16 protein-coding genes and 1 pseudogene are annotated in these 22,016 nt (G+C 67.9%); 10 read left to right on the top strand and 7 right to left on the bottom strand.

Annotation, left to right across the window (positions count from 1 at the left end; translation table 11 throughout):
* Positions 1 to 37 precede the first annotated feature (37 nt).
* Complete coding sequence (locus KR541_RS22490) at positions 38 to 6,034, bottom strand: alpha-2-macroglobulin family protein (RefSeq protein WP_216089796.1); 5,997 nt, start codon at positions 6,032 to 6,034, stop codon at positions 38 to 40.
* 356 nt (positions 6,035 to 6,390) lie between these two features.
* On the opposite strand from KR541_RS22490, the pseudogene KR541_RS22485 reads away from it, so the two are divergent.
* A pseudogene (locus KR541_RS22485) lies at positions 6,391 to 6,978 on the top strand (FtsX-like permease family protein); the annotation flags it as partial.
* A 17-nt stretch (positions 6,979 to 6,995) separates the two neighbouring features.
* Here KR541_RS22485 and KR541_RS22480 read toward each other — a convergent pair.
* The gene (locus KR541_RS22480) at positions 6,996 to 7,808 is read right to left on the bottom strand and encodes a hypothetical protein (RefSeq protein WP_050012248.1); all 813 of its coding nucleotides are present in this window, start codon (positions 7,806 to 7,808) and stop codon (positions 6,996 to 6,998) included.
* Between the two features lie 552 nt (positions 7,809 to 8,360).
* On the opposite strand from KR541_RS22480, the gene KR541_RS22475 reads away from it, so the two are divergent.
* The gene (locus KR541_RS22475; RefSeq protein ID WP_216089795.1) at positions 8,361 to 10,331 is read left to right on the top strand and encodes a Xaa-Pro dipeptidyl-peptidase; all 1,971 of its coding nucleotides are present in this window, start codon (positions 8,361 to 8,363) and stop codon (positions 10,329 to 10,331) included.
* Positions 10,332 to 10,462: 131 nt separating this feature from the next.
* Complete coding sequence (locus tag KR541_RS22470; RefSeq protein ID WP_050012246.1) at positions 10,463 to 10,831, top strand: NUDIX domain-containing protein; 369 nt, start codon at positions 10,463 to 10,465, stop codon at positions 10,829 to 10,831.
* Between the two features lie 21 nt (positions 10,832 to 10,852).
* On the opposite strand, the gene KR541_RS22465 is transcribed toward KR541_RS22470, so the two are convergent.
* Positions 10,853 to 11,782, bottom strand: a complete 930-nt coding sequence (locus KR541_RS22465) for a 2-hydroxyacid dehydrogenase (protein ID WP_216089794.1) — start codon at positions 11,780 to 11,782, stop codon at positions 10,853 to 10,855.
* A 165-nt stretch (positions 11,783 to 11,947) separates the two neighbouring features.
* Here KR541_RS22465 and osmF point away from each other — a divergent pair, with 165 nt between their 5' ends.
* From osmF to KR541_RS22430, 7 genes are all read left to right on the top strand, one after another.
* The gene (gene osmF / locus KR541_RS22460) at positions 11,948 to 12,871 is read left to right on the top strand and encodes a glycine betaine ABC transporter substrate-binding protein OsmF (RefSeq protein WP_050012244.1); all 924 of its coding nucleotides are present in this window, start codon (positions 11,948 to 11,950) and stop codon (positions 12,869 to 12,871) included.
* Complete coding sequence (locus KR541_RS22455) at positions 12,868 to 14,046, top strand: ABC transporter permease (RefSeq protein ID WP_050012243.1); 1,179 nt, start codon at positions 12,868 to 12,870, stop codon at positions 14,044 to 14,046. The genes osmF and KR541_RS22455 overlap by 4 nt, the downstream gene beginning before the upstream one ends.
* The gene (locus tag KR541_RS22450; protein WP_124595462.1) at positions 14,043 to 14,996 is read left to right on the top strand and encodes an ABC transporter ATP-binding protein; all 954 of its coding nucleotides are present in this window, start codon (positions 14,043 to 14,045) and stop codon (positions 14,994 to 14,996) included. The genes KR541_RS22455 and KR541_RS22450 overlap by 4 nt, the downstream gene beginning before the upstream one ends.
* On the top strand, positions 14,993 to 15,760 hold the full coding sequence (locus KR541_RS22445; protein WP_050012241.1) for an ABC transporter permease: 768 nt from the start codon (positions 14,993 to 14,995) through the stop codon (positions 15,758 to 15,760). The genes KR541_RS22450 and KR541_RS22445 overlap by 4 nt, the downstream gene beginning before the upstream one ends.
* A gap of 32 nt (positions 15,761 to 15,792) precedes the next feature.
* Positions 15,793 to 16,188, top strand: coding sequence for an NAD(+)--rifampin ADP-ribosyltransferase (gene arr, locus KR541_RS22440; protein WP_050012240.1), 396 nt, complete (start codon positions 15,793 to 15,795; stop codon positions 16,186 to 16,188).
* Positions 16,189 to 16,345: 157 nt separating this feature from the next.
* Positions 16,346 to 17,038, top strand: a complete 693-nt coding sequence (locus tag KR541_RS22435) for a lytic transglycosylase domain-containing protein (protein ID WP_050012239.1) — start codon at positions 16,346 to 16,348, stop codon at positions 17,036 to 17,038.
* A 3-nt stretch (positions 17,039 to 17,041) separates the two neighbouring features.
* Positions 17,042 to 17,458 carry a lysozyme inhibitor LprI family protein gene (locus KR541_RS22430; protein WP_080334165.1) on the top strand — a complete coding sequence of 139 codons (417 nt, stop codon included), beginning with the start codon at positions 17,042 to 17,044 and terminating at the stop codon, positions 17,456 to 17,458.
* Positions 17,459 to 17,639: 181 nt separating this feature from the next.
* Here KR541_RS22430 and KR541_RS22425 read toward each other — a convergent pair whose 3' ends face one another.
* From KR541_RS22425 to KR541_RS22410, 4 genes are read right to left on the bottom strand one after another with little or no spacing between them, the layout of a single operon-like run.
* Positions 17,640 to 18,080 (bottom strand): dihydroneopterin aldolase, encoded by a 441-nt coding sequence (locus KR541_RS22425; RefSeq protein WP_034186032.1) that lies wholly within the window; start codon positions 18,078 to 18,080, stop codon positions 17,640 to 17,642.
* Entirely contained in the window at positions 18,077 to 18,709 is a 633-nt protein-coding gene (locus KR541_RS22420) for a sarcosine oxidase subunit gamma (protein ID WP_050012237.1), read from the bottom strand. Before KR541_RS22420 ends, KR541_RS22425 begins: the two co-directional genes overlap by 4 nt.
* Entirely contained in the window at positions 18,699 to 21,710 is a 3,012-nt protein-coding gene (locus KR541_RS22415; protein ID WP_213346217.1) for a sarcosine oxidase subunit alpha family protein, read from the bottom strand. The genes KR541_RS22420 and KR541_RS22415 overlap by 11 nt, the downstream gene beginning before the upstream one ends.
* Positions 21,707 to 22,006 carry a sarcosine oxidase subunit delta gene (locus KR541_RS22410; RefSeq protein WP_050012235.1) on the bottom strand — a complete coding sequence of 100 codons (300 nt, stop codon included), beginning with the start codon at positions 22,004 to 22,006 and terminating at the stop codon, positions 21,707 to 21,709. Before KR541_RS22410 ends, KR541_RS22415 begins: the two co-directional genes overlap by 4 nt.
* Between the last annotated feature and the right edge of the window lie 10 nt (positions 22,007 to 22,016).

Below are 22,016 nucleotides of genomic sequence, written 5' to 3'. Positions count from 1 at the left end.
GACGTGCGCGACCTGCAACGCGGATGAAACCGCCCCGTCATCGCACGCGCTCCACCGTCAGCGCCGTGCCGCCCGGCGCCTGCGCCTGCACGCGGCGGTCGTACATCGATTCGCCGTAAGCGGGCGGTGCAATGAAGCGGCCCGCGTTGCCCGCCTTGATCCGGTAGACGAACTCGCGCACGTCGGTCGTCGCGGTGCCGTAGATCACCACGCGATCCTCGCGGATATCGGCGAACTGCGGCTGCCACGTCGAGCCCTTCACGCCGATCGGCGAATGCCACGGTGCATCGGCCACCGGCGCCGACGCACTGCCGTCGCCGTTGCCGTCCTGCGTATCGGTCACCGGCGGCGGCGCGATCACCGGATCGAAGCCGCCCGGCAGCAGGTCGACGATCGCGACGTTGCCGACGTTCGCCGAACCGGTCGCGCGAATCTTCAGGTGTACGTCGATCTCCTGGCCGAGCGCGATCCTCGCGAGCGGCTTGCCGTCGGTATCCGTGTAGTCGCGCACGATCTCCAGCCCGTTCCTGATCGCCTTCGTCGACGTGCCGCGGTCGTAGCCCGACTGGCTCGCGACCCACCACGCCGGCAGCGCGCTGCCGTTCACGAAGTCGACGCGCGACGCGCCGGCCGCCCACGTGCCCGAGCGCACGAGGTTCGCCTGAATCGACGACACGTCCTTCGGCGCTGCGCCCGCGCGCACCTCGTTGATCGCGAGCCGGTCGAGCTGGCCCGCGTTCGACGCCGCATACGCGTCGAGCGCGAGAATCGTCATCGCCGACGACAGCGTGTTGTAGCGGTTGTCGACGAGCGGCGCGGCGAGGTTGTCCATCGCGCGCGGCGACAGCTTGCGCACGCGCTCCGGGAAGTGCTTCGCGAGCAGGTACAGCACGCTCGCATCGCGCGTCAGCGGGTCGATGTAGTAGCCGGCCGCGTCACCGCCGTCGGACGCGCGCTTGCGTTCGAGCAACGCCTGCGGGCCGGCAATCAGCGCGGCGGCCTCCTTGTCCTGCTTCAGCAACTGATACGACGCGGCGAGCCACGCGGCCGCGAGATCGTTGTTCCAGTCGTTCGGATAGGCCGCCTGCAGCCGCTTCTGCACGGCCGCGAGGCTGTTGGTCGTCACGTTGCCCTGGCGCGTCAGCAGGTACACCGCGTACGCGCGCTGCCGCAACAGGTCGAGCGAGCCGAGCGAATCGTTCGCGGCGAGCCGCTGCAAATACGCGTTGCCCGCGTCGAGCATGTCCTTCGGCACCGCGATGCCGCGCTCGCGCGCATCCAGCAGCACGTGCATCGCATACGCGGACACGAACGGATCGGCATCGGGCGTCGCGCTCCACAAGCCGAAGCCGCCCTGCGCGTTCTGCCGACTGTGGAGCACGCCGAGGAACTGCGCGATCGCGCTCGCATTCGCCGCATCGACGCCAGCCTCGGGCGCATGCATCGCGCTCGTCAGTGCGCGCGCCGACAGCCATTTCGCCGCGAACACGCGCGGCACGGCCGCGCTCACCATCTGCTCGCTGCAGGAATGCTCGAAGTTGACGAGATACGACGACAACCCTTCGGTCAGCACCAGCGGCGCGGTGGAAATACTCGCGTCGCGCGACGCATACGCGTCGTACATCGACCGTAGGTTCGGCACGCCCGTCTTCTTGCCCGGGTCGAGCCGCGCGATGTCGAGCTGCGTGCGGAACGCGGCGGCCGGCCGCACCGACACGTCGACACGCTGCTGCGCACCCTTCGCGCCGTAGCGCGCGCCGAACGACAGCGCGCCGGAGCCGAGCGTATCGGTCGCCTTCACGCGGAACAGCGCGACGCCTTCGTGCTGCGGCGCGAGCGCGACGTTCTGCGTCGCCGGCCCGATCACCTGCAACTGCGGGCCCGTCTTCAGCGTGACCGCGACCGGCACCGGCTGGTTGCCGACGCCCGTCAGGTTGTTCGCGACACCGACGCTGACGTCGGCCTCGTCGCCCGGCGCGAGCGTCGTCGGCACGTTCGGCGACAGCACGAAATCGCCGCGCACCGTCGTCGCGCCTTCGAACGTGCCGACGAGATCCGGCGACACCGACACGGCCATCACGCGCAGCTTTCCGTTGAAGTAGTCGGGCACCGTGTAGCTCAGGCGCGTGTCGCCGTTCACGTCGACGATCCCCGACCAGTAGACGACCGGCTTGTCGCGCTTGCGCTTGAACGGGTTCAACTGGCGGCCGATCGCATCGTCGGCGTCGCCGCCGGGCGCGGCCATCGCCATCAGCTTCTCGAAGTCCGGCAGGATCAGGTCGAGGATCTGCGACGTGCCGACTTCGAGCATCCGCTTGCGGAAGAAGAACTTCAGCGGATCGCCGAGCTTGTAGCGCGCGACCTGCAGGATGCCCTCGTCGACCGCGAACACCACGACCTTCGCGGGCTTCGCCGAATGCACGGTGAAGTTGACGGTATCGCCCGGCTTCACGAGCGCCGGCGCATCGACGCTCACCGCGTTGCGGCGCGCATCGAGGTTCACCGAGAACGGCACGACGCCGTAGCTCAGCGGGCTCATGAAGATCTCGTCCGACGACGGATCGCGAATGTATTGGACGTTGATGTAGCCGTTGCCTTCGAAGCCGGCCGGCACCGTGATGTGCTGAATCGAGCTCGTCGTGTCCGCATGGAACCACGCATGTGCATACACCTTGTCGCGCTCGATCGTGATCAGGCCGCTGCCCGCGTAAGGCGCGCGGATCGCGATTTCCACCTGTTCGCCCGGCTTGAAGTCGTGCTTCGCGAGGCTTACCTGAAGCTCCGCGTTGCGGTCGAGCGAACGCGTGACGTTCGCGGCACCCGTGACCGAATACTCGATCCGGTTCACCGCGGCGCCATCGACGCGGCGGATCACGAGCGCATAGCTGCCCGGCTTGTCGGTGCGCAGCGCGTAGTCGAGCCCGGCTGCCGGAATCGACAGCGGCATCTCGTCGACCGGCACTTCCTTCAGCCGCGAATCGTATTTGTACGCGCCGGAATCCTGCTTCGTCAGCACCGACACGTAACGCTGCTCGACGAGCTGCGCGCGCAGGTCCTTCACGTCGATCGCCTTCGCGCCCGGATCGATCGCGACGAGCCGCACCGTGCGCGGGCTGCCGCGCTTCACGTAGCCGAGATCGTCGACCGACTTGTAGCCGACGAGCCAGTCGTTGTTCGACACGAGCGTCTGCGCGTTCGCGGCGACGTTGCGGCCGCCTTCCGCTTCATACGCCTTCGCCTGGAAGTAGAGCTGGTAGGTCGCGTCCGCGTACTTGTCGAGATCGAGATCGAATTCGGCATGGCCCTTGTCGTCGGTCGTGCCGTCCTGCAGCGCGGTCGTGTAGCCCTCCTTCGCGCGGCGTGCGTCGAAGAAGTGATACCCCTGCCAGCTGCGGAACGACGGCCACACGGGGCGCAGCGTCAGCGTCGCCGCGACGCGGCGTTTCTCGGCCGGCGTGCCGAACAGGTTCTGCGCATCGACGATGCCCTTCAGCCCCTTCGGCTTCACCCACCCTTCGACGACCTGCTGCGACAGCTTCGCGTCGACCTTCATCCGGTCGGGCAGGAATTCCTTCACCTGCACCGTCGTGCTGCCGATCGGCTCGGCGCCCGGCTGGCCGTCCTTCACGATGTACAGATTGACCGTCCACGTACCGGTCGGCGCCGTTTCGGCGGTCGTGTAGCCGATCTCGGTGAAACCGGTCGCGTCGACGGTCACCGGCTTGCGCTCGACGGTCATCCCGCGCGGGTCGACGATCTCCGCCTGCAGCGGCACGCCGGCCGGGCTGCGCGCCCAGTTGGCCGCACGCACGATCAGGCCGATATGGAATGGATCGCCGGGTCGGTACAGCCCGCGATCCGAGAACAGGTACGCGGACAATTGCCCCTGGCCCGTCGCGTTGCGTTCGCCGTCGACGTCGAAGCGCGAGAAGTCGAGCTGGCGGTCGCGGCCGGCCACCGGCAGGAACGACAGGTCGGTGTCCTTCTTCACGACGTAGAGCTGCGGACGCTTCTCGCGGTCGAGCCCCTTGAACGCGGGGAAATGCACGACGCCGTCGGCGCTGGTGGTCTGCGTGAACAGCGCCTGGCCGTTCACCGCGAGTACCGATACGGTTGCGCCCGCAACCGGCTTGCCCGAGCGGATCGACTGGATGAACACGTCCTGGCTGCCATCCAGCGCCTTCTTGACCAGCATCCCGAGATCGGTCACGACGATCAGCCGCGTGTCGCCGAGTGCGTCGTCGCCGTCGTCGCCGTTGCCGCTGCTGTCGCCCGAATCGGCGTTGTCGGACTGATCGTGGCTGCCGTCATCGGACGCCGCGTCGCCATCCTTCGCATCGTCGGCCTTCTTCTTCTCGGCCGCCGGATCGTACTTCGACAGGTGCAGCAGGAACACGCCGCGCTTGCCGTCCTTCAGATACTGGCCGAGGTCGACGCCTTCGTAATGGGCGCGGCCCGGGTCGCCGGCCGGGAACGCGCGAGTCTGCACGAAACGCTCGACGATGTGATCCTCGCTGAACGAATACGACAGTTCGGGCCGCGCGTACGTGCCGTTGTTGAAGCTCACGAGATGCTGGATCTGGTCGGGCAGCACGCGGCCGATCTCGACCTTCATCCCCGGCAGGTTGCGCGACACGACCGACAGCCGCTTGCTGCCGCTCATCGACAGCAGCGAGCCATCAGCCATGAAGCGCAGCAGCTTCGGATAGTCGGGCACCGTGAACGCGGTCGTCGCCGCCTCGGCGAGCAGGTAACCGCCGGCCGATTTAAGGTTGCCCTCGATTCGCACGACGATACGATCGCCCGGCGTCGCGTGATACTTGAAGCTTTGCAGCGTCGCGTAGTCGTTCTCGGTGGGCACCGCTTCGAGCGGCAGCGGCTTCGACTGCTTCAGCACCGCGTCGCTGACGTCGGCCAGGTTCCATTCGTACGGCGGATCGTCGGCCGACTGATCGACACCCGGCTTGCGCTTCGGCAACACCCACGCCTTCGCGCGCGCGGCCAGCTCCGCGCTGCGCACGCCGTCGGACGCTTCGGCGACGAGCACCTGCTCCGGCTCGTAACGCTCGTTGTCGACCAGCGTCGGCGCGATATTGCCGATCGACAGGCTGTACAGCCCCGGCACGTCGACCGACGCGTGCAGCACATCCGGCGTGCCGTTGCCGCCTCGCGCGCTCTTCACGCCCTTGTCGACGTCGAGCCGCACTGCCAGCGGATCGCGCGGAATGTCGAGCGGCTGCGAGTAGACCCACGCGCTCGTCTTCATCTTGTCGTAGTTGACCGTATAGCGCAGCGGCGACACGGTCTTGCCGTCGCGGCCGACCAGCGCGAGGCCGATGCGCTTCTCGAACTCGGCCGGATCGACCGGGTAGTTGAAGCGCAACTGCAGCAGCGCCTGCTTCTCCGCCGGATTGTCGGGGTTCTGGTAGAACTGGTTGTCGCCGAACGTCGCGGCGAACGCCGGCACGTCGAACGCGAAACGATCGTCGCGCATCGTCGCCTGCGGCGCGAACACGCGATGCACGGCGAAGCGCACCTCGACGTGCGCGCCGACCGGCCAGTCGGCCGCCGGCGTGAAGCGCAGCGTCTTGTCGTCGGCCCACTCCCACGCGCCCTTCAGCGCGGGTGTCATCTCGATGCCGTCGCCGGCCGGCTTGCCGACCTGTTCGATCGGCGCGGCCGATCGCGAGAACGCCACTTCCAGCGGATGCACGGTGATCTTCGGCTTGTCGGTGTCGTCGACCTCGTAGGTCGTGATCGCCGGCGCCTTCACGGTGAAGCCGACGGTTTCGGGCTCCGGCGGCTTCGGGCGATGCTTGAACCAGTAGCCGCCGTAACCGAGCGCGGCCGCGAGCAGCACGATGCCGCCGGCATGCCACGGGCGGCGGCGCACGGCCGCGGCGGTGACGCCCATCCATGCGGGCGCCGTCCACGACACGTCGCCGACCAGCGGCCGCAGCGCGCAGCCGAGCAGCCACCAGACGAAGCCCGCCGCGCGAATCGGCAGGAGCAGCAGGAAACGCAGCAAATCCATTTTGTTATTTCCTTGTCAAGGACATGCTGCCCAAGCGGCAACCTTCCCCGAATCGTTATGGGTCTGTGACGGCGCGGCCCGGTTGCGCCGTGATGATTGGGTATCTTCGACCGGATGCTGGGCGCCATTATCGATCAGACCCGAAACGATGGAAACAGCGGTGTGCCGGCGCGCAACGCCCGCCGGTGACCGGCCGGTCGGGCGGGCATCGGGCGGATGGCGGGCCGCCGATGTCCGGCCTCCGCACGCGGCCACGCCGCGTTCGCTAGAATGCGCGGCTCGGCAGGATCGAATCGAAACGAAAGGAAACCGCTTGAAACTCCCGTTCGAATGGCAGATCGGGCTGCGCTACGCGCGCGCCGACCGGCATCCGGCTGCGCGTCGACGATCTGCAGCGCGCGCCGGAGATCGCGCTGGCGCTGTCGCGCACGCTGTCGGGCAACCTGTATATCCGCGACTGGACGCGGCAGAACCGCACGTGGTTCGAAGCCGAGCGGCTGCAGAAGCGGATGCTGTCGCTGATCCTGATGCTGATCGTCGCGGTCGCCGCGTTCAACCTCGTGTCGTCACTCGTGATGACGGTCACGCAGAAGCAGGGCGACATCGCGATCCTGCGCACGCTCGGCGCGCCGCCCCGCTCGATCATGAAGATCTTCGCGATCCAGGGAATGACGATCGGCCTCGCCGGCACGCTGGCGGGCGTCGCGCTCGGCTGCGCGATCGCGGTGAGCATCCCGGTGGTGCTGCCGGCGGTCGAACGGTTGCTCGGCATCCGCTTCCTGACGCCGTCCGTGTATTTCCTCAGCGCGCTGCCGTCGAAGCTGTCGGCGCTCGACGTGATCGAGATTGCGTCGGCCGCGTTCCTGATGTCGTGCGTCGCGACGCTGTACCCGAGCTGGCGCGCCGCGCGGGTGCGGCCGGCCGAGGCGCTGCGCGACGAGTAGAGGCCATTGGCGCGGCGTTACGCGGTCTCGTGGAAACCGACGCTGCTGCCGCCGTCGGGCGTGTAGCCGGCGAGCACGTCGAAGCCGACGTTGACGAGTTCCATACGCATGCCGTAGGACGTGTTGCCGGATGCGTCGACGAAAATCGCCGCACCCGACGACAACTGGCGCGCGGTGCTCAGCAGCGCGAGCGTGCCGCGCGCCGTGCCGGCCGACGGCTCGATCGTCAGCGTCGTGCCGTCCTGCGTGGTGAAGTGCCCGCCGGGCGGCACGGGCGGCGGGTTGTCCGCGACCGACCGGTTGAGCAGGCTCATGAAGTGAAAGCGTGCGTCGGCGCCCTGGCTCGCCGCCGCGCGATCGCTGTCCGTGAACGCGTCGCCGCGCACGGCCGCACCTTGCGCGGCGATATCGACGGCCTGCTCGTGAAAATCGCGCGTCGCGAGCACGAGGCCGGCGTTCGAATTCAGCGTCGACTCGATCCACGCGCGATCGCTGTCCGTCATCGTCTTCGACACGACCTTGATCCGGCCGTCGTCGGTCATGAAGTCGAACGGCGCATCGGCCAAGTCCGGCCGCTTCGCGACGATGTCCTGCAGGCTCGTCGCGAGCATATCGGTCACGCCGCGCAGCTTCATCGTCAAATCGCCCACCATCGACAACTGTTTCGTCATCGCCGCCTGCAGCGCGTCCGGATCGATTGCCCGGACGCTGATCGGCGTGTCTTGCTGCGCGCCGGACGCCGTCGTGTCCGGCGTCTCGCGCCCGGCGAGCGCCGCCTGCGCCATTTGCGCGAGCGTAAGGCCGCCCGCCGCCGTAACCGGTATCGTCATTGCCCTCTTTCTCTCTCGTTTTCAGCCTGTTTTTCCCTGTTTACGGACGGATTGCCGGGAAGTTGAGCACACATGCGCACCCATATCGAAACTTTGTTTGATTCAAGCTAAAAAAGTTTGACACGAACATTTCACTGAGATAACTTTTGCGCAAGCTTCCGGAAAGCAATCCGGCCAGCGTGCCGACTCGCGTCGCGCTTTCCTGCCGTTGCAGCACCGTCGTTCGCAACACTCCCGCCTCATCGCATCGTGCCGTTCCGTTTCATCCGAAACCTGAAGGAAGCCAGGGCATGCCCGCATTTGATTCGCACTCCTGTATTCGTAGCGAACCGCCGCACTGACGATTCCCGTTCGGGGCGATGCGCTCGCCTCGACGCCGGCCGGATGCGCGCCGCCCGACGCACGCCGGCACCGGGCGAGATCCTTATCCATCTCGTCCGCCGTTTTTGATGGTGCAGTTCCGCTTCATCCGACGCAGCACCCGGCCAGGCCGCAGGGGGCGTATCGCGAGCCGGCCGGTTCCAGACAAACACAAGAGACGAGGTCGATTCCATGAACATTCATCGAACCGGAGTACGGCGCGCATGGCTGCCCGCGCTCGTGGCGGCCGCGACGCTCGCCGCGTGCGGCGGCGACGACGGCGGCAGCGTGGCGGGCGTGTCAGCGCTCGCGCAGGGCCAACAGGCGGGGGCCGCCGCCGCGGCCGATCAGTCCAATACGCAATCGCTCGCGTCGCGCTTTTCGCCGTCCGGCGTGCCTTACGCGAATCCGGCGAGCGGCGGCCGCTACAAGCCGGTGATCAGCAACGGCCAGGTGCAGCCGTCGCTGTCCGGCGGCACGATCGAAGAGAACGCGTGGGTCGACACGCCGGTCGATTCCGACGGCGACGGCACGCGCGACCGCATCCACGTGCGCATCGTGCGGCCGTCCGAAACGGCGAACGGCGCGCGCACGCCCGTCATCGTGCTCGCGAGCCCGTATTACGCGGGGCTCGCCGACAGCCCGAACCACGACGTCGACGTCGAACTCGACGGCACGCCGCATCCGGCCTCGACCGCCGGCGCCGCGGCATCGGCATCCACGCGCATCCTCGCCGCCGCACCGCAAACCCGGATGCTGCAGCAGCTCGAGGCGGCCGCCGCCGGCCGTTCATGGATCGAGAGCTACTTCGTGCCGCGCGGCTTCACGATCGTCTATGCGGATTCGCTCGGCACCGCCGGCTCGGATGGCTGCCCGACGATCCTGACACGCGACGAATCGGTCGCGATGGCGTCGGTGATCCGCTGGCTCGGCCGCGACGCGACCGCGAAGGACGCGAACGGCAAGACGGTCGTCGCGAACTGGTCGACCGGCCACGTCGGCATGTACGGCGTGTCGTACGACGGCACGCTGCCGAAGATGGTCGCGAGCCTGCGCACGCGCGGGCTCGACGCGATCGTGCCGATCGCGGGGCTGTCGAACATGTACGGCTACTACCGCTCGGGCGGCCTCGTGCGCGCGCCGGAAGGCTATCAGGGCGAGGATGTCGACGTGTACATCAAGGCGCTGCTGACGAACGCGCATCCGGAGCGTTGCACGCACCTGATCGACGAAGCGCTGCAGCAGGAAGACCGCAAGACCGGCGACTATTCGCCGTTCTGGGCCGCGCGCGACATTCCGACCGCGTTCGCGGTCGCGCCGGCGCTCGTCGCGCAAGGGCTGACCGACGACAACGTGCGCGTCGACCAGTCGACGTCGTGGTATCTGGCGATGCGACGTCAGGGCGTGCCGACCCAGCTGTGGCTGCATCGCCTGAAGCACACCGATCCGACCCGCGTGCCGGCGATGGCCGACGCGTGGACGGCGGAGGTGAACCGGTGGTTCACGCGCTACCTGATCGGCTATGACAACGGCGTCGAGCAGGATCCGCGCGCGGTGGTCGCGCAGGCGGACGGCACGCTGCTGAAGGAAGCCGACTGGGCCGCGCGCCACGCGACGCCGGTCACGTACTTCGCCGGCGGCGACGGCGCGAGCACCGGCACGCTGCTGCGACTGGCGAGCGGCGGCCCGCTCGCGCGCTTCACCGACGATGCGCGCATTCCCGCGCTCACGCTGGCGAACACGCCGACCGGCGAAAACCGCAGCCGCTTCGAGACCGCACCGCTGACGGCCGCGGCACGCCTGTCCGGCACCGCGACCGCGCGCGTCAGGCTGACCTTCACGGGCGTCGCGAACGTGACGGCGCTACTGGTCGACCGTGCGCCGGACGGCACGGCGACGATCGTCACGCGCGCATGGACCGACCCGCGCAACCGGCTGTCCGAGTGGGTGTCGCAACCGGTGCTGCCCGGCATGCCGTACGACCTGAAGCTGACGTTCATGCCGCGCGACTACCAGTTGGAAGCAGGCCACCGGCTGGGACTCGTCGTCCTCTCCAGCGACTATGAAGCGACGTTGCGGCCGACGCCGGGCACCGGGCTGACGCTCGATCCGGCCGGCACGTCGGTGACGGTGCCGCTGGCGTCGCCGTCGACGGGCGCGTAATCGTGCGCCGTCTGCCGGCGTAACGGCGCCGCGTCCCCCGCCCGCATGCCCGTCGATGCGGGCGGGGGATGGCTGCATGAATGGAACGCCTGCGATAGGCTGCGGAATTCGACAGCCAACGGTGGGCCCACATGATTCCCCTCAGCGCCAAAGCCATCGTCCGCGACGGACGCTCGGTCCTGTTTCTGCGCAATCCCCGCGACGAGTGGGAACTGCCGGGCGGCTGGCCCGAAGCGGGCGAATCGCTCGAAGCCGCTGTCACACGCGAAGTGCAGGAAGAATGCGGGATCGTCGCATCGGCGATCCGCTACGTAGGCAGCCGTTCGTGCGAGGTCGTGCCGGGCAAGCGCGTACTGATCGTGTGCTTCCTGTGCGAAGTCGATCGTCACGAAATCGTGCTGAGCGACGAGCACAACCAGTTCGGCTGGATCGATCTCGATGCCGACAAGCCGGCGAACCTGCCGGATTTCTACTGGGAATTCTGCAGGCAGGCGAACTGAGTAGACGCCGCCGCCCGGCGCTCACACCGGCGTCAACACCGGCTGCCCCGCGAAGTGCCGCGCCGCGTTGTCGAGAAACTGCCGCACCGAACGATCGAGCGCCTCGGGCGACCAGCCGCCCATGTGCGGTGTCAGCACGACGCTGTCGAGATCCGTCAGCGCGCGCGGCGGCTCGGGTTCGCCTTCGTACACGTCGAGCCCCGCGCCCGCGATGCGCCGCTCGCGCAGCGCGTCCGCCAAAGCAGCGGTATCGACAACGCTGCCGCGCGACACGTTGACGAGAAAACCGCCGGGGCCGAGTGCGTCGAGCACGGTCCGATCGATCAGATGCCGCGTGCCCGCGCCGCCCGGCGTCGCGACGATCAGGAAATCGGCCCACTGCGCGAGCGCGTCGACCCGGTCGAAATAGCGGTACGGCACGGGCTTCTCCGACCGGTTGTGATAACCGATCTCGATGTCGAAGCCGACCGCGCGACGCGCGCACTTCTCGCCGATCTTGCCGAGCCCGACGATGCCGAGCTTCTTGCCCGACACGTTCGGCGGCATCGACAGCCCGTCGCGCCACACGCCCGCGCGGGTCTTCGCATCGAGCTGCACGACGTTGCGCACCGCCGCGAGCAGCAGCGCGAACGCGTGATCGGCGACGCAATCGTCGTTGGTGCCGGCGCCCGTGACTACGACAATGCCGCGCGCCTTCGCGTGCGCGACGTCGATGTGCTCGTAGCCCGCGCCGAGCGCGCTGACGAACGTGAGCTGCGGCAGCCGGTCGATCTCGGCGGCGGTCAGCCCCGTGCTGCCGTTGGTCAGCACCGCGCGAATCGTGCTGCCGTGTTCGGCGATCGCGCGTTCGCGCGCGTCGGGGGTCGGGGCATAACGCACGTCGAACGACGCGACGATCTCGCGATGCGCGTCGCCGCGCAATGCGACGAGGACCAGCAGCTCGGGCTTCATGTCGGCAAATGTCCGCAGGCGGGAGTGAATTCCAGTGTAACAAGCCCGTACGGCGGTTGCGGGTTATCCTCACATCGGCTGTGGACACGCCGCCGCACGCGGTTTGCCAAAGCCCGCTCAGTCAAGTAACTTTCGGCGTACGCCCCCTCCTGGAGATTGGCCCCGATGAAGCTCGCCCTGCCCGCCCGGATCCTGGGCCTCGCGTTCGCCGCCGCGATCGTGGCGCCCGGCGCGCACGCCGACACGCCCGTCGTGGTGTCGTCGAAGATCGACACCGAAGGCAACCTGCTCGGCAACCTCATTTCACAGGTGCTGAAGGCCCACGGCATTCCCGTCACCGAGAAGATCGCGCTCGGCACGACGCCGATCGTGCGCAAGGCGCTCACGAGCGGCGAGATCGACGTCTACCCCGAATACACGGGCAACGCCGCGTTCTTCTTCAACAAGGCCGACGATCCGGTGTGGAAGAACGCGAGCCAAGGCTACGACACCGCGAAGCAACTCGACTACGCGGCGAACCATCTCGTGTGGCTCGCACCGGCGCCCGCGAACAACACGTGGGGCATCGCGCTGCTCGCGCCCGTCGCGCAGTCGCAGCACCTGAAGACCTTCTCCGACTTCGGCAAGTGGGTGGCCAGCGGCGGCAAGGTGAAGCTCGCGGCCTCGGCCGAATTCGTGAACAGCGCGTCCGCGCTGCCGTCGTTCGAGAAAGCGTACGGCTTCAAGCTGAAGCCCGAGCAGCTCGTCGTGCTGTCCGGCGGCGACACAGCCGCGACGATCAAGGCCGCCGCGAACCAGACCGACGGCGTGAACGCGGCGATGGTCTACGGCACCGACGGCGGCATCGCGTCGAGCGGCCTCGCGGTGCTCGACGACGACAAGCACGTGCAGCCCGTCTACGCGCCGGCGCCGGTGATCCGCGAAGCCGCGCTGAAAGCGCATCCGCAGATCGCCGACTTGCTGAAGCCCGTGTTCGCGAGCCTCGACCTGAAAACGCTGCAATCGCTGAACGCCCGCATCCAGCTCAACGGCGAGCCGGCGGCCGGCGTCGCGAAAAGCTACCTGAAAGCGAAGGGTTTCGTGAAATGACGGCGCGCGCGGCAGCGTCCGCGCGGCGCGTCACGCTCGACAAGGTCGGCATCCTGATCGGCATGCTGACGATCGTCGCGGTGTTCGGGCTGTCGTTCGCGGTGCTGCGGCCGAACCGGATCGCGGCCGGCACCGGGCTGTCGGTGTTCGCCGCGTTGCCGCCGATGCAGGGCGCCGTGCTCGCCGCGCTGTGGACCGTCGGCGCGCTGTGGGTGATGACGGCGAGCCGTCCCGCGTGGCGGCTCGCGGCCGGCTGTACGGGGCTCGCGACGCTCGCGTATGCGGTCGGCGCGGCCGCGGCGCATGTCGTCGCACCCGACGACATGCTGGCCCGCGTGTCGCCCGACGCCGGCGTCTGGCTGCTGCTGTTCGCATGGGCCGTGCTGATCGCCGACGCGCTCGCGCGCCTCGCGTTCGGCCCGTGGCGGCGCCTCGCCGCGCTCGCCGTCGCGATAGCAGCGGTTTCGGTGCCGCTTGCGAGCGGCTGGTGGGACGGCCTCTCCGTGATGCGCGAATACGCGGTGCGCAGCGACGATTTCTGGCGCGAAGCGATCCGTCACATGTCGCTCGCGGGCGGCTCGGTCGCCGCCGCGCTCGTCGCGGGCGTGCCGCTCGGCATCGCCTGCGCGCGCATCGCGACGGTGCGCACCGTCGCGATGCCTGCGCTCAATATCGTGCAGACGATCCCCAGCATCGCGATGTACGGGCTGATGATGGCGCCGCTCGGCCTGCTCGCCACGCACGTGCCGCTCGCGGCCGCGCTCGGCATCCGCGGCATCGGGGTCGCGCCGGCCGTGCTTGCGCTGTTCCTCTATTCGCTGCTGCCGATCGCATCGAGCGTCGTGGTCGGGCTCGAACAGGTGCCGCCGCACGTGACCGAAGCCGCGCGCGCGATGGGCATGACGCGTGCGCAGCGGCTGCTGCGCGTCGATCTCGTGCTCGCGCTGCCGGTGATCCTGAGCGGCGTGCGCATCGTGCTCGTGCAGAACATCGGGCTGACCGCGGTGGCCGCGCTGATCGGCGGCGGCGGGTTCGGCACCTTCATCTTCCAGGGGATCGGGCAATCGGCCGCCGATCTCGTGCTGCTCGGCGCGATCCCGACGATCGCGCTCGCACTGGCGGCCGCGGTCGTGTTCGAAGCCGCGACGTCGCTCGCGAAGGGGCGTGCAGGATGATCGAGATCGAACGAGTCGGCAAACGCTTCGGCGACGCGGTCGCCGTCGACGACGTATCGCTGACGATGCAACGCGGCACGATCACCGCGCTCGTCGGCGCATCGGGCAGCGGCAAGTCGACGCTCTTGCGCATGATCAACCGGTTGATCGCGCCGACCAGCGGCACGATTCGCATCGACGGCGTCGATACGGCGACCGTCGCACCCGAGCAACTACGCCGCGGCATCGGCTATGCGATCCAGGGGCACGGGCTGTTTCCGCACTGGAGCGTCGCGCGCAACATCGCGACCGTGCCGCGCCTGCTCGGCTGGCCGGCGGAGCGCATCGACGCCCGCGTGAACGAACTGCTCGATCTGTTCCATCTCGCGCCGGCCGAATTCGCGGGCAAGCTCCCGCACGAACTGTCGGGCGGCCAGCAGCAGCGCGTCGGCGTTGCGCGCGCCCTTGCGGCCGAGCCTGCGATGCTGCTGATGGACGAACCATTCGGCGCGCTCGATCCGATCATCCGCAACAAGGCGCAGGACGACCTGTTCGCGCTGCAGCGCCGCCTCGGCATCACGGTCGTGATCGTCACGCACGATATCGAGGAAGCGCTGAAGCTCGGCGACACGATCGCGGTGATGGACGGCGGCCGGCTGCTGCAGGTCGCGTCGCCGGCCGAGATTCTCGGCAAGCCGGCGGCGGGTGTCGTCGAACAGCTCGTCGCGGGCGTCGATCGGCCGCTGCGCCTGCTCGCGCTCACGCCGATCGACGCCGTGGCCGAAGCCGGCCACGCCGACGGCGAACCGATCGCGGCGACGCGCACGCTGCGCGATGCGGTGTCCGAATTGTTGTGGCGCGGCGTCGATGCGCTACCCGTCGACGATACGGCCGACGGCTACCGCCACGCACACGGCCCCCGCCGCATCACGCTCGACGCGATCCGTTCACACGCGAGGCAGCCCGCATGACGACGCGCGGCAGCATGGGACCCAAGCGGTCGTCGCTTCCCGCGTACGTCGCCCGCGCGGCCGCGCTCGCGCTGCTGCTCGTGCTGCTGTTGCGCCCCGTGTGGCTGCAGGGTCTGTTCGCGCCGTTCGCGGACAACGGCGCGCCGGTGATCTACGATCGCGCGAGCCTGCTCGATCTCACGCTCGCGCATCTCGGCACGGTCGCGCTGTCGAGCCTGATCGGCACGATCGTCGCGGTCGCGGCCGGCATCGCGGTCACGCGGCCGTTCGGTGCGGATTTCCTGCCGGTCGCGCGCAGCGTCGTCGATATCGGCCAGACCTTCCCGCCGGTCGCCGTGCTCGCGCTGGCCGTGCCGGCAGTCGGCTTCGGCCTGAAACCCGTGCTGATCGCGCTCGTTTTGTACGGGCTCCTGCCGGTTTTCGAAAGCACGATCGCGGGGATCGAGGACGTGCCGCGCGACGTCGTCGACGCCGCGCGCGGGATGGGGATGAGCGGCTGGCAGCAGCTGGTGTCCGTCGAGCTGCCGCTCGCGTTCCCGGTGATCGTCAACGGCATCCGCCTCGCGGTCGTGATCAATCTCGGCACCGCGACGATCGGCTCGACGGTCGCCGCGCGCGGGCTCGGCGACGTGATCATCGCGGGCCTGCAGACGTCGAACACCGCGTTCGTGCTGCAAGGCGGCGTGATCGTCGGCTTGCTCGCGGTGCTCGTCAGCGATGCGATCGGCGCGATCGCGCGGGTGGCGAGCGCGCGGCGCGCGTAGCAGCCGTCGCAAAATTTTTCGAAGGAGAAACCATGGCTGCCCTGGACACCGGCCCGTTTTTTCATGGCACGAAAGCGGATCTGCGGACCGGCGACTTGCTGACGGCAGGCTTCAGATCGAATTATCGGGATGACGTCGTGATGAATCACATTTATTTCACGGCCCTGCCCAAAGGCGCCGGCCTGGCTGCGGACATGGCCAAAGGCGATGGCCGGCCGCGGGTCTACATCGTCGAACCCACCGGCGAATTCGAAAACGACCCGAACGTCACGGACAAGAAATTCCCGGGCAATCCGACGCGATCGTATCGAAGCACATCGCCTTTGAAGATCGTTGGCGAACTCGATAGCTGGGAACCGTACGATCCGGCGTTCATCCAGCAGCTCAGAATCCGCATCGAAACCGGCATCGGCGAGATCATCAACTAGCGCGCGTCCGGACTCCGATGCGTGTCCGCGCAACGATCGGCACGTAGATGATCGCGAACGTGACAAGCCTACACGTCGCTTTCATTCGAGCCGGCGCTCGACCACGCGCCGCGATTGGTCGATATACTATGCGCCTCCCATTTCCCCGCACTCGACCATGCGACGACGGTTCTTCTGGCTGATCGTGCTTTCGCTCGGCATTGCGCAACAGGCCGCGGCGCAGCAGGCGCCCGCTTTGCCTGCTTCCGCGCCCGATGCACTGGCATCGGCGCCGGCTGCCGCGCCCGCGCCGCTCGCGAGCACCAACGATCAGCCCAACGAAGCAAACCGCCGCATCACGTCCTACCTGACGAAGAAATTCGGCGTCGCAAGAGAAAAGGCCGCGAAGCTCGCCGATATCGTGAGCGTCACTGCGACGAAATATTCGCTGCCGCCGGCACTCGTTTACGCGATTATTTCGATCGAATCGCGCTTCCAGGAAAAGGCGCGCGGCCAGCATGGCGCGACCGGATTGATGCAGGTCGTGCCGTCCGCGCACCGCGGCATGCTGCGCGACGTGAAGGACCTGACCGAGCCGAATGCGAACGTCGAGGTCGGCTCGCGCATTCTGTCGGGCTATGTGAAAGCGGCCGGCGGCAACGTGCAGGCCGGGTTGAGGAGCTACAGCGGCGGATCCAGTGCGTATGCGGCGAAAGTGATGCAGCGGGTCGATTCGTTCCGGTTCGTGCTCGAACCCGATGACGATGCGAAAAGTGCGAATACCGCGAACGATGCGAACAACGCGAAGGCGCACATGGTGCCGGTCAGCGATCCGTCAGCGGCGCCGGCCGCGAACCGCAACGCGAAGTAAGCAATGGGCACCCCCGTTCGCACGGCCCCGGCCCGACGCCGCGCGGTCCGGCTGTTCGCCATTGTCGCGCTGTCGGGCGGCCCTGTATCGGCTTTCGCTGCCGTCGACTGCGAACAGGCAGGGCCGACGATGGAAGCCGTGCGGCGCTGCGTGCTCGATCAGCAGCAGCAGCAAGTGGACAGCGCGTACCGGTCGCTCGCTCGCAAGCTGCGCCAACGCAACCCCGACGCTGCCGCCCGACTCGCGAAATCGCAGACGAGTTGGGCCGCCTTTGCCGGCGATACTTGTGACTACGTGAAGACCGCCAATCCGCAGCAGACGATTCCGAGTGACGCCTGGCTCAACTGTTGGGTGGATTTCAGTCAGGCACGCGTGCGCATCCTGAAGAAGTGGGAAGCGCAACTGACGCAGCCGAACTGACCGCCGGCCGTGCCATATCGCCAATTGTTCCGATATTTCAGGAACAAAAACGCCAAAGGCCAGCGGTAGCCCATTCTTCTCATATTTCAGGAACTGTAAACGAGTACGGCGGCGCATTCGCGCCGCCGCCCCATGGCGTCACCGGATCACCTCCCTCGTGCCTTGATCCGGCCCCCTCTGATCAAAGCTGCCCCGCCGCCCCCGTCCACCGCAGGTAATCCCCGCGCGTCCAGTCCAGCGACACACCCACGCGCTTCGTCCCCGGCCGGATCTTCGGCTTGTACACCGACAGCGTCAGCGACTCCAGCGCCGGCCATTCGCGAAACGACAGCACCGCGATATCTGCAACGAGCGTCTCCAGCAACCGCGTATGCGGCTTGTGCGACAGAAACGACGCGACGCGCGCGCAGTAGCCGTCGTAATCGATCCACTCGCCCTGCTCGCTCGGCTCGCAGCGATACCCGAGCCGCGCGTCGATCACGATCGGCTGCGGCGCTTCATGCTCGTGCGCATGAATGCCGATTCGCGCGGGCACCTTCAGTTCGTCGACGAACACGCTCCAGCCGCGCCCGCGCAGGCGCGGCGCGTCGATCGCCACGAACGGTTCGTCGAACGGCTTCATGATGCGAGCGGCGCCGCGGCGTCGAGCATGATGCGCACGAAATAGTCGGCGAAGCTGCGGCGCAGGACGATCTCGAACGTGTCGTCGCCGGTCGGGATCAGCGTGATCGGCGACTTGAAGTAGTGCGACTGCGCGCACTGGCCCGGCTTGAACACGCGCGGATGCAGATCGAGCGGGCAGCCGCGCGCGATCACGTCGCGCACGCGTTCGCCGGTGATCTCGACGACCGTGTAGCCGCTGCCGACGTCGACGGCCGCCGCGTACAAGCCCTGCACGGCCTCGGCCAGCTTCGCCTCGAGCACGCCGGCCTGCACCGGCCCGTTCGACCGCACGAGCCATTCGTCGGGGCCGAGCCACAGCACGTCGTACTCGGCGCCGCGCGCCACCGTGTTCGGCTCCGCGGGCGGCCGGCAGCCGACCACGCGCTCGAACGCGGCGACGAATGCCGGATCGCCCAACTCGCCGCGCACGTTGACGAGATCGAGGAACGGCCGCTCGCGCAGCGTGAACTTCTTCGAAGCGCGCGCCTGGTGCGGCTTCAGCACGTCGGCCGCGCCGACGAACGGCGATTCAAGCGTCACGCCGCCCGCGCCCGCCACCTGCGTCTGGTTTCTCGTTTCATTCCACATGCTGACGCACCCCTTCGGTATCGTAGAAAACCGGGCTCGAGATCTTCGCGGTGATGCGCTTGCCGTTGGCCAGCGGAATCACGACGCTCTCGCCCATCTTGTTCAGGCCGCCCTTCACCACCGCGAGCGCGATCGAGCGCTTCAGGATCGGGCTGTAGTAGCTCGACGTCACGTGGCCGATCATCGGCGTCGGATCGGTGGCCGACACCTGCGTGTCCTTCGCGATGATCTGCGCGCCTTCCGGCAGCACGAACTGTTCGTCTTCGGTCAGCAGGCCGACGAACTGCTTGCGGCCTTCCTTCGCGGTATCCGAACGCGACAGCGAGCGCTTGCCGAGGAAGTCCTTCGACTTCGCGACGACCCCGCCCATCCCGAGGTCGAACGGCGTGATCGAGCCGTCGGTATCCTGGCCGACGATGATGTAGCCCTTCTCCGCGCGCAGCACGTGCATCGTTTCGGTGCCGTACGGCGTGATGTCGAACTCGGCGCCGGCCGCCATCAGCGCTTCCCACACCGCGCGGCCCGCATTCGCCGGCACGTTCACTTCGTAGGCCAACTCGCCCGAGAAGCTGATCCGCATCACGCGCGCCTTCGCGCCGGCGACGGTGCCGTTGCGATAGCTCATGAACGGGAACGCTTCATTGCCGAAGTCGATGTCCTGGCACACCTTCTGCACGACCTTGCGGCTCTTCGGGCCGACCACCGCGAACGTCGCCCAGTGATCGGTGACGGACGCGAGCCGCACCTTCATGTCGGGCCATTCGGTCTGCAGCCAGCGCTCGAGCCACGTCAGCACGCGCGCCGCGCCGCCGGTGGTGGTCGTCATCATGAAATGCTGGTCGGCGAGGCGCACGGTCACACCGTCGTCGAACACCATCCCGTTTTCGTCGAGCATCAGCCCGTAGCGGCACTTGCCCACTTCGAGCTTGTTCCACGGGTTCGTGTACATCCAGTTCAGCAGCTTCACCGCGTCCGGGCCCTGGATGTCGATCTTGCCGAGCGTCGACGCGTCGAGGATGCCGACGCTGTTGCGCACCGCGAGACATTCGCGCTTCACGGCCGCATGGAGATCCTCGCCGTTCTTCGGGAAATACCACGGCCGCTTCCAGTTGCCGACGTCCTCGAACATCGCGCCGTGCTCGACGTGCCATTCGTGCACGGCCGTCTTGCGGATCGGGTCGAGGAAATCGCCCGTCTCGCGGCCCGCGAACGTACCGAACGACACGGGCGTGTAGTTCGGGCGGAACGTCGTCGTACCCGTTTCCGGAATCGTCTTGCCGAGCGCGCCCGCGAGAATCGCCATCCCGTTGATGTTGCCGAGCTTGCCCTGGTCGGTGCCGAAGCCCATCGCCGTGTAGCGCTTCACGTGCTCGACCGACTCGAAGCCTTCGCGCGCGGCGAGCAGGATGTCGGCGGCTGCGACGTCGTTCTGGAAGTCGACGAACTGCTTCGGCCCGCGCGCCGCCGCCTCGCGGCTACCGACGAGCCACAACGGCTGCAATGCGCCTTCGACGGCTTCGGCGACCTGCGGCGCGGCCGGGCGCTGCGCGGCCGTGAAGCCCGCGGCCTTCGCCGCTTCCACGCCCGCATCGACCGCGAGCCGCAGCGCACGGGCCAGCCCGAATTCGCCGGCCGCCGCACCGATGCTCGCTTCCGCCTGCACGGGCTTGCCCGGCAGGAAACACGCCTTGTCGTCGTTCCAGCACGCCTTGCCGCCCGACTGCGCGAACAGGTGCAGCACCGGGCTGAAGCCGCCCGACATCGCGACGAGGTCGCACGGCAGCGACTGCATCTTGCCGCCGGTCTGGCCGTTCGAGTAGGACGCGACGTCGACCGACGATACGCGCCACTTGCCCGAAGCGGCCGTGACGACCGCACCGCTCATCACCGTCACGCCCTGCCGCTTGGCCGCCGCCGGCAGCGCGCCGTTCGACGATGCGCGGGAATCGACGACCGTCACCTTCGCGCCGCACGCCTTCAGGTCGAGCGCGGTCTGGTATGCACGGTCGTTGTTCGTGAACACGACCACGTTGCGGCCCGGCATCACGCCGAAGCGATGCACGTAGGTCGACACCGCGCCCGCGAGCATCACGCCCGGCAGGTCGTTGTTGCCGAATACGATCGGCCGCTCGTGCGCGCCGGTCGCGAGAATCACGCGCTTCGCACGGACCTTCCACAGCAGTTCGCGCGTGCCCTTGCGCATCGACACCGGCAGGTGATCGGTCAGGCGCTGCGTGACCGTCACGAGGTTGTGGTCCTGATAGCCGAACGCGGTGCTGCGCGACAGGATCGTCACGTCGGGCAGCTTGCGCAGCTCGGCCTCGATCTTCTCGACCCATTGCAGCGCGGGCTTCGCGTCGATCTCCGCGCGGCACGACAGCAGGCTGCCGCCGAGCTCACGCTGGTCGTCGACGAGGATCACGCGTGCGCCGGCCGTGGCGGCCGCATGCGCGGCGGCGAGGCCCGACGGGCCACCGCCGACCACGAGCACGTCGCAGTGCGCGTAGCACTTGTCGTAGCGATCGGCGTCGAGCACCTCGGGCGCCTTGCCGAGGCCGGCCGCTTCGCGGATCTTCTCTTCGTACTTCGGCCACATGTTGCGCGGCCACATGAAGGTCTTGTAGTAGAACCCGGCCGGCATGAAGCGCGAGAACTTCTGGTTGATCGCGTACTTGTCGTTCTCGAGCGTCGGCTCCGCGTTCACGCTCGTCGCGACGAGCCCCTGGTACAGCTCGATCTCGGTCGCGCGCGCGTTAGGCACGGTGTACGGGCCGGTTTCGAGCTGCACGACGGCATTCGGTTCCGCGACGTCCGCCGTCACGATTCCGCGCGGACGGTGGTACTTGAAGCTGCGCGCGACGAAGTGCACGCCGTTCGCGAGCAGCGCGGACGCGAGCGTGTCGCCCTGGAAGCCCTGATACGTGCGGCCGTTGAACGTGAACGTCAACGGAATCGCGCGATTGATGCGGCCACCGGTGCCGAGGCGGTCTTTCTGGCTCATTTGCTGGTGCCCTCTTCGTGTGCGTTGCCGGCAGCGGCGCTACCGAACTTTTCGTAGCCCTTGATATCGTAGGTCACCGTGTCGCGCGTGACCTTGAACCAGCGGCGGCAGCCCTGCGCATGCAGCCATTGCTCCTTGTGCAGCCCGCGCTTGTTCTCGCGCATGAACACGTATTCGCCCCATTCGCGGTCGGTCATGGTCTCGTTCGCCACCGGGCGCACGATGTCGGCTTCACCGCCGCACGTAAACTCGGATTCGGCGCGCGGCCCGCACCACGGACATTCGATCAGCAACATGTTTCTTTCT

Origin of the sequence: Burkholderia sola, assembly GCF_905400185.1 — a bacterium.
GTDB lineage: Bacteria > Pseudomonadota > Gammaproteobacteria > Burkholderiales > Burkholderiaceae > Burkholderia > Burkholderia sola.
The sequence above is the reverse complement of the archived record's forward strand: the minus strand, read 5'-3'. Positions and strand labels throughout refer to the sequence as shown.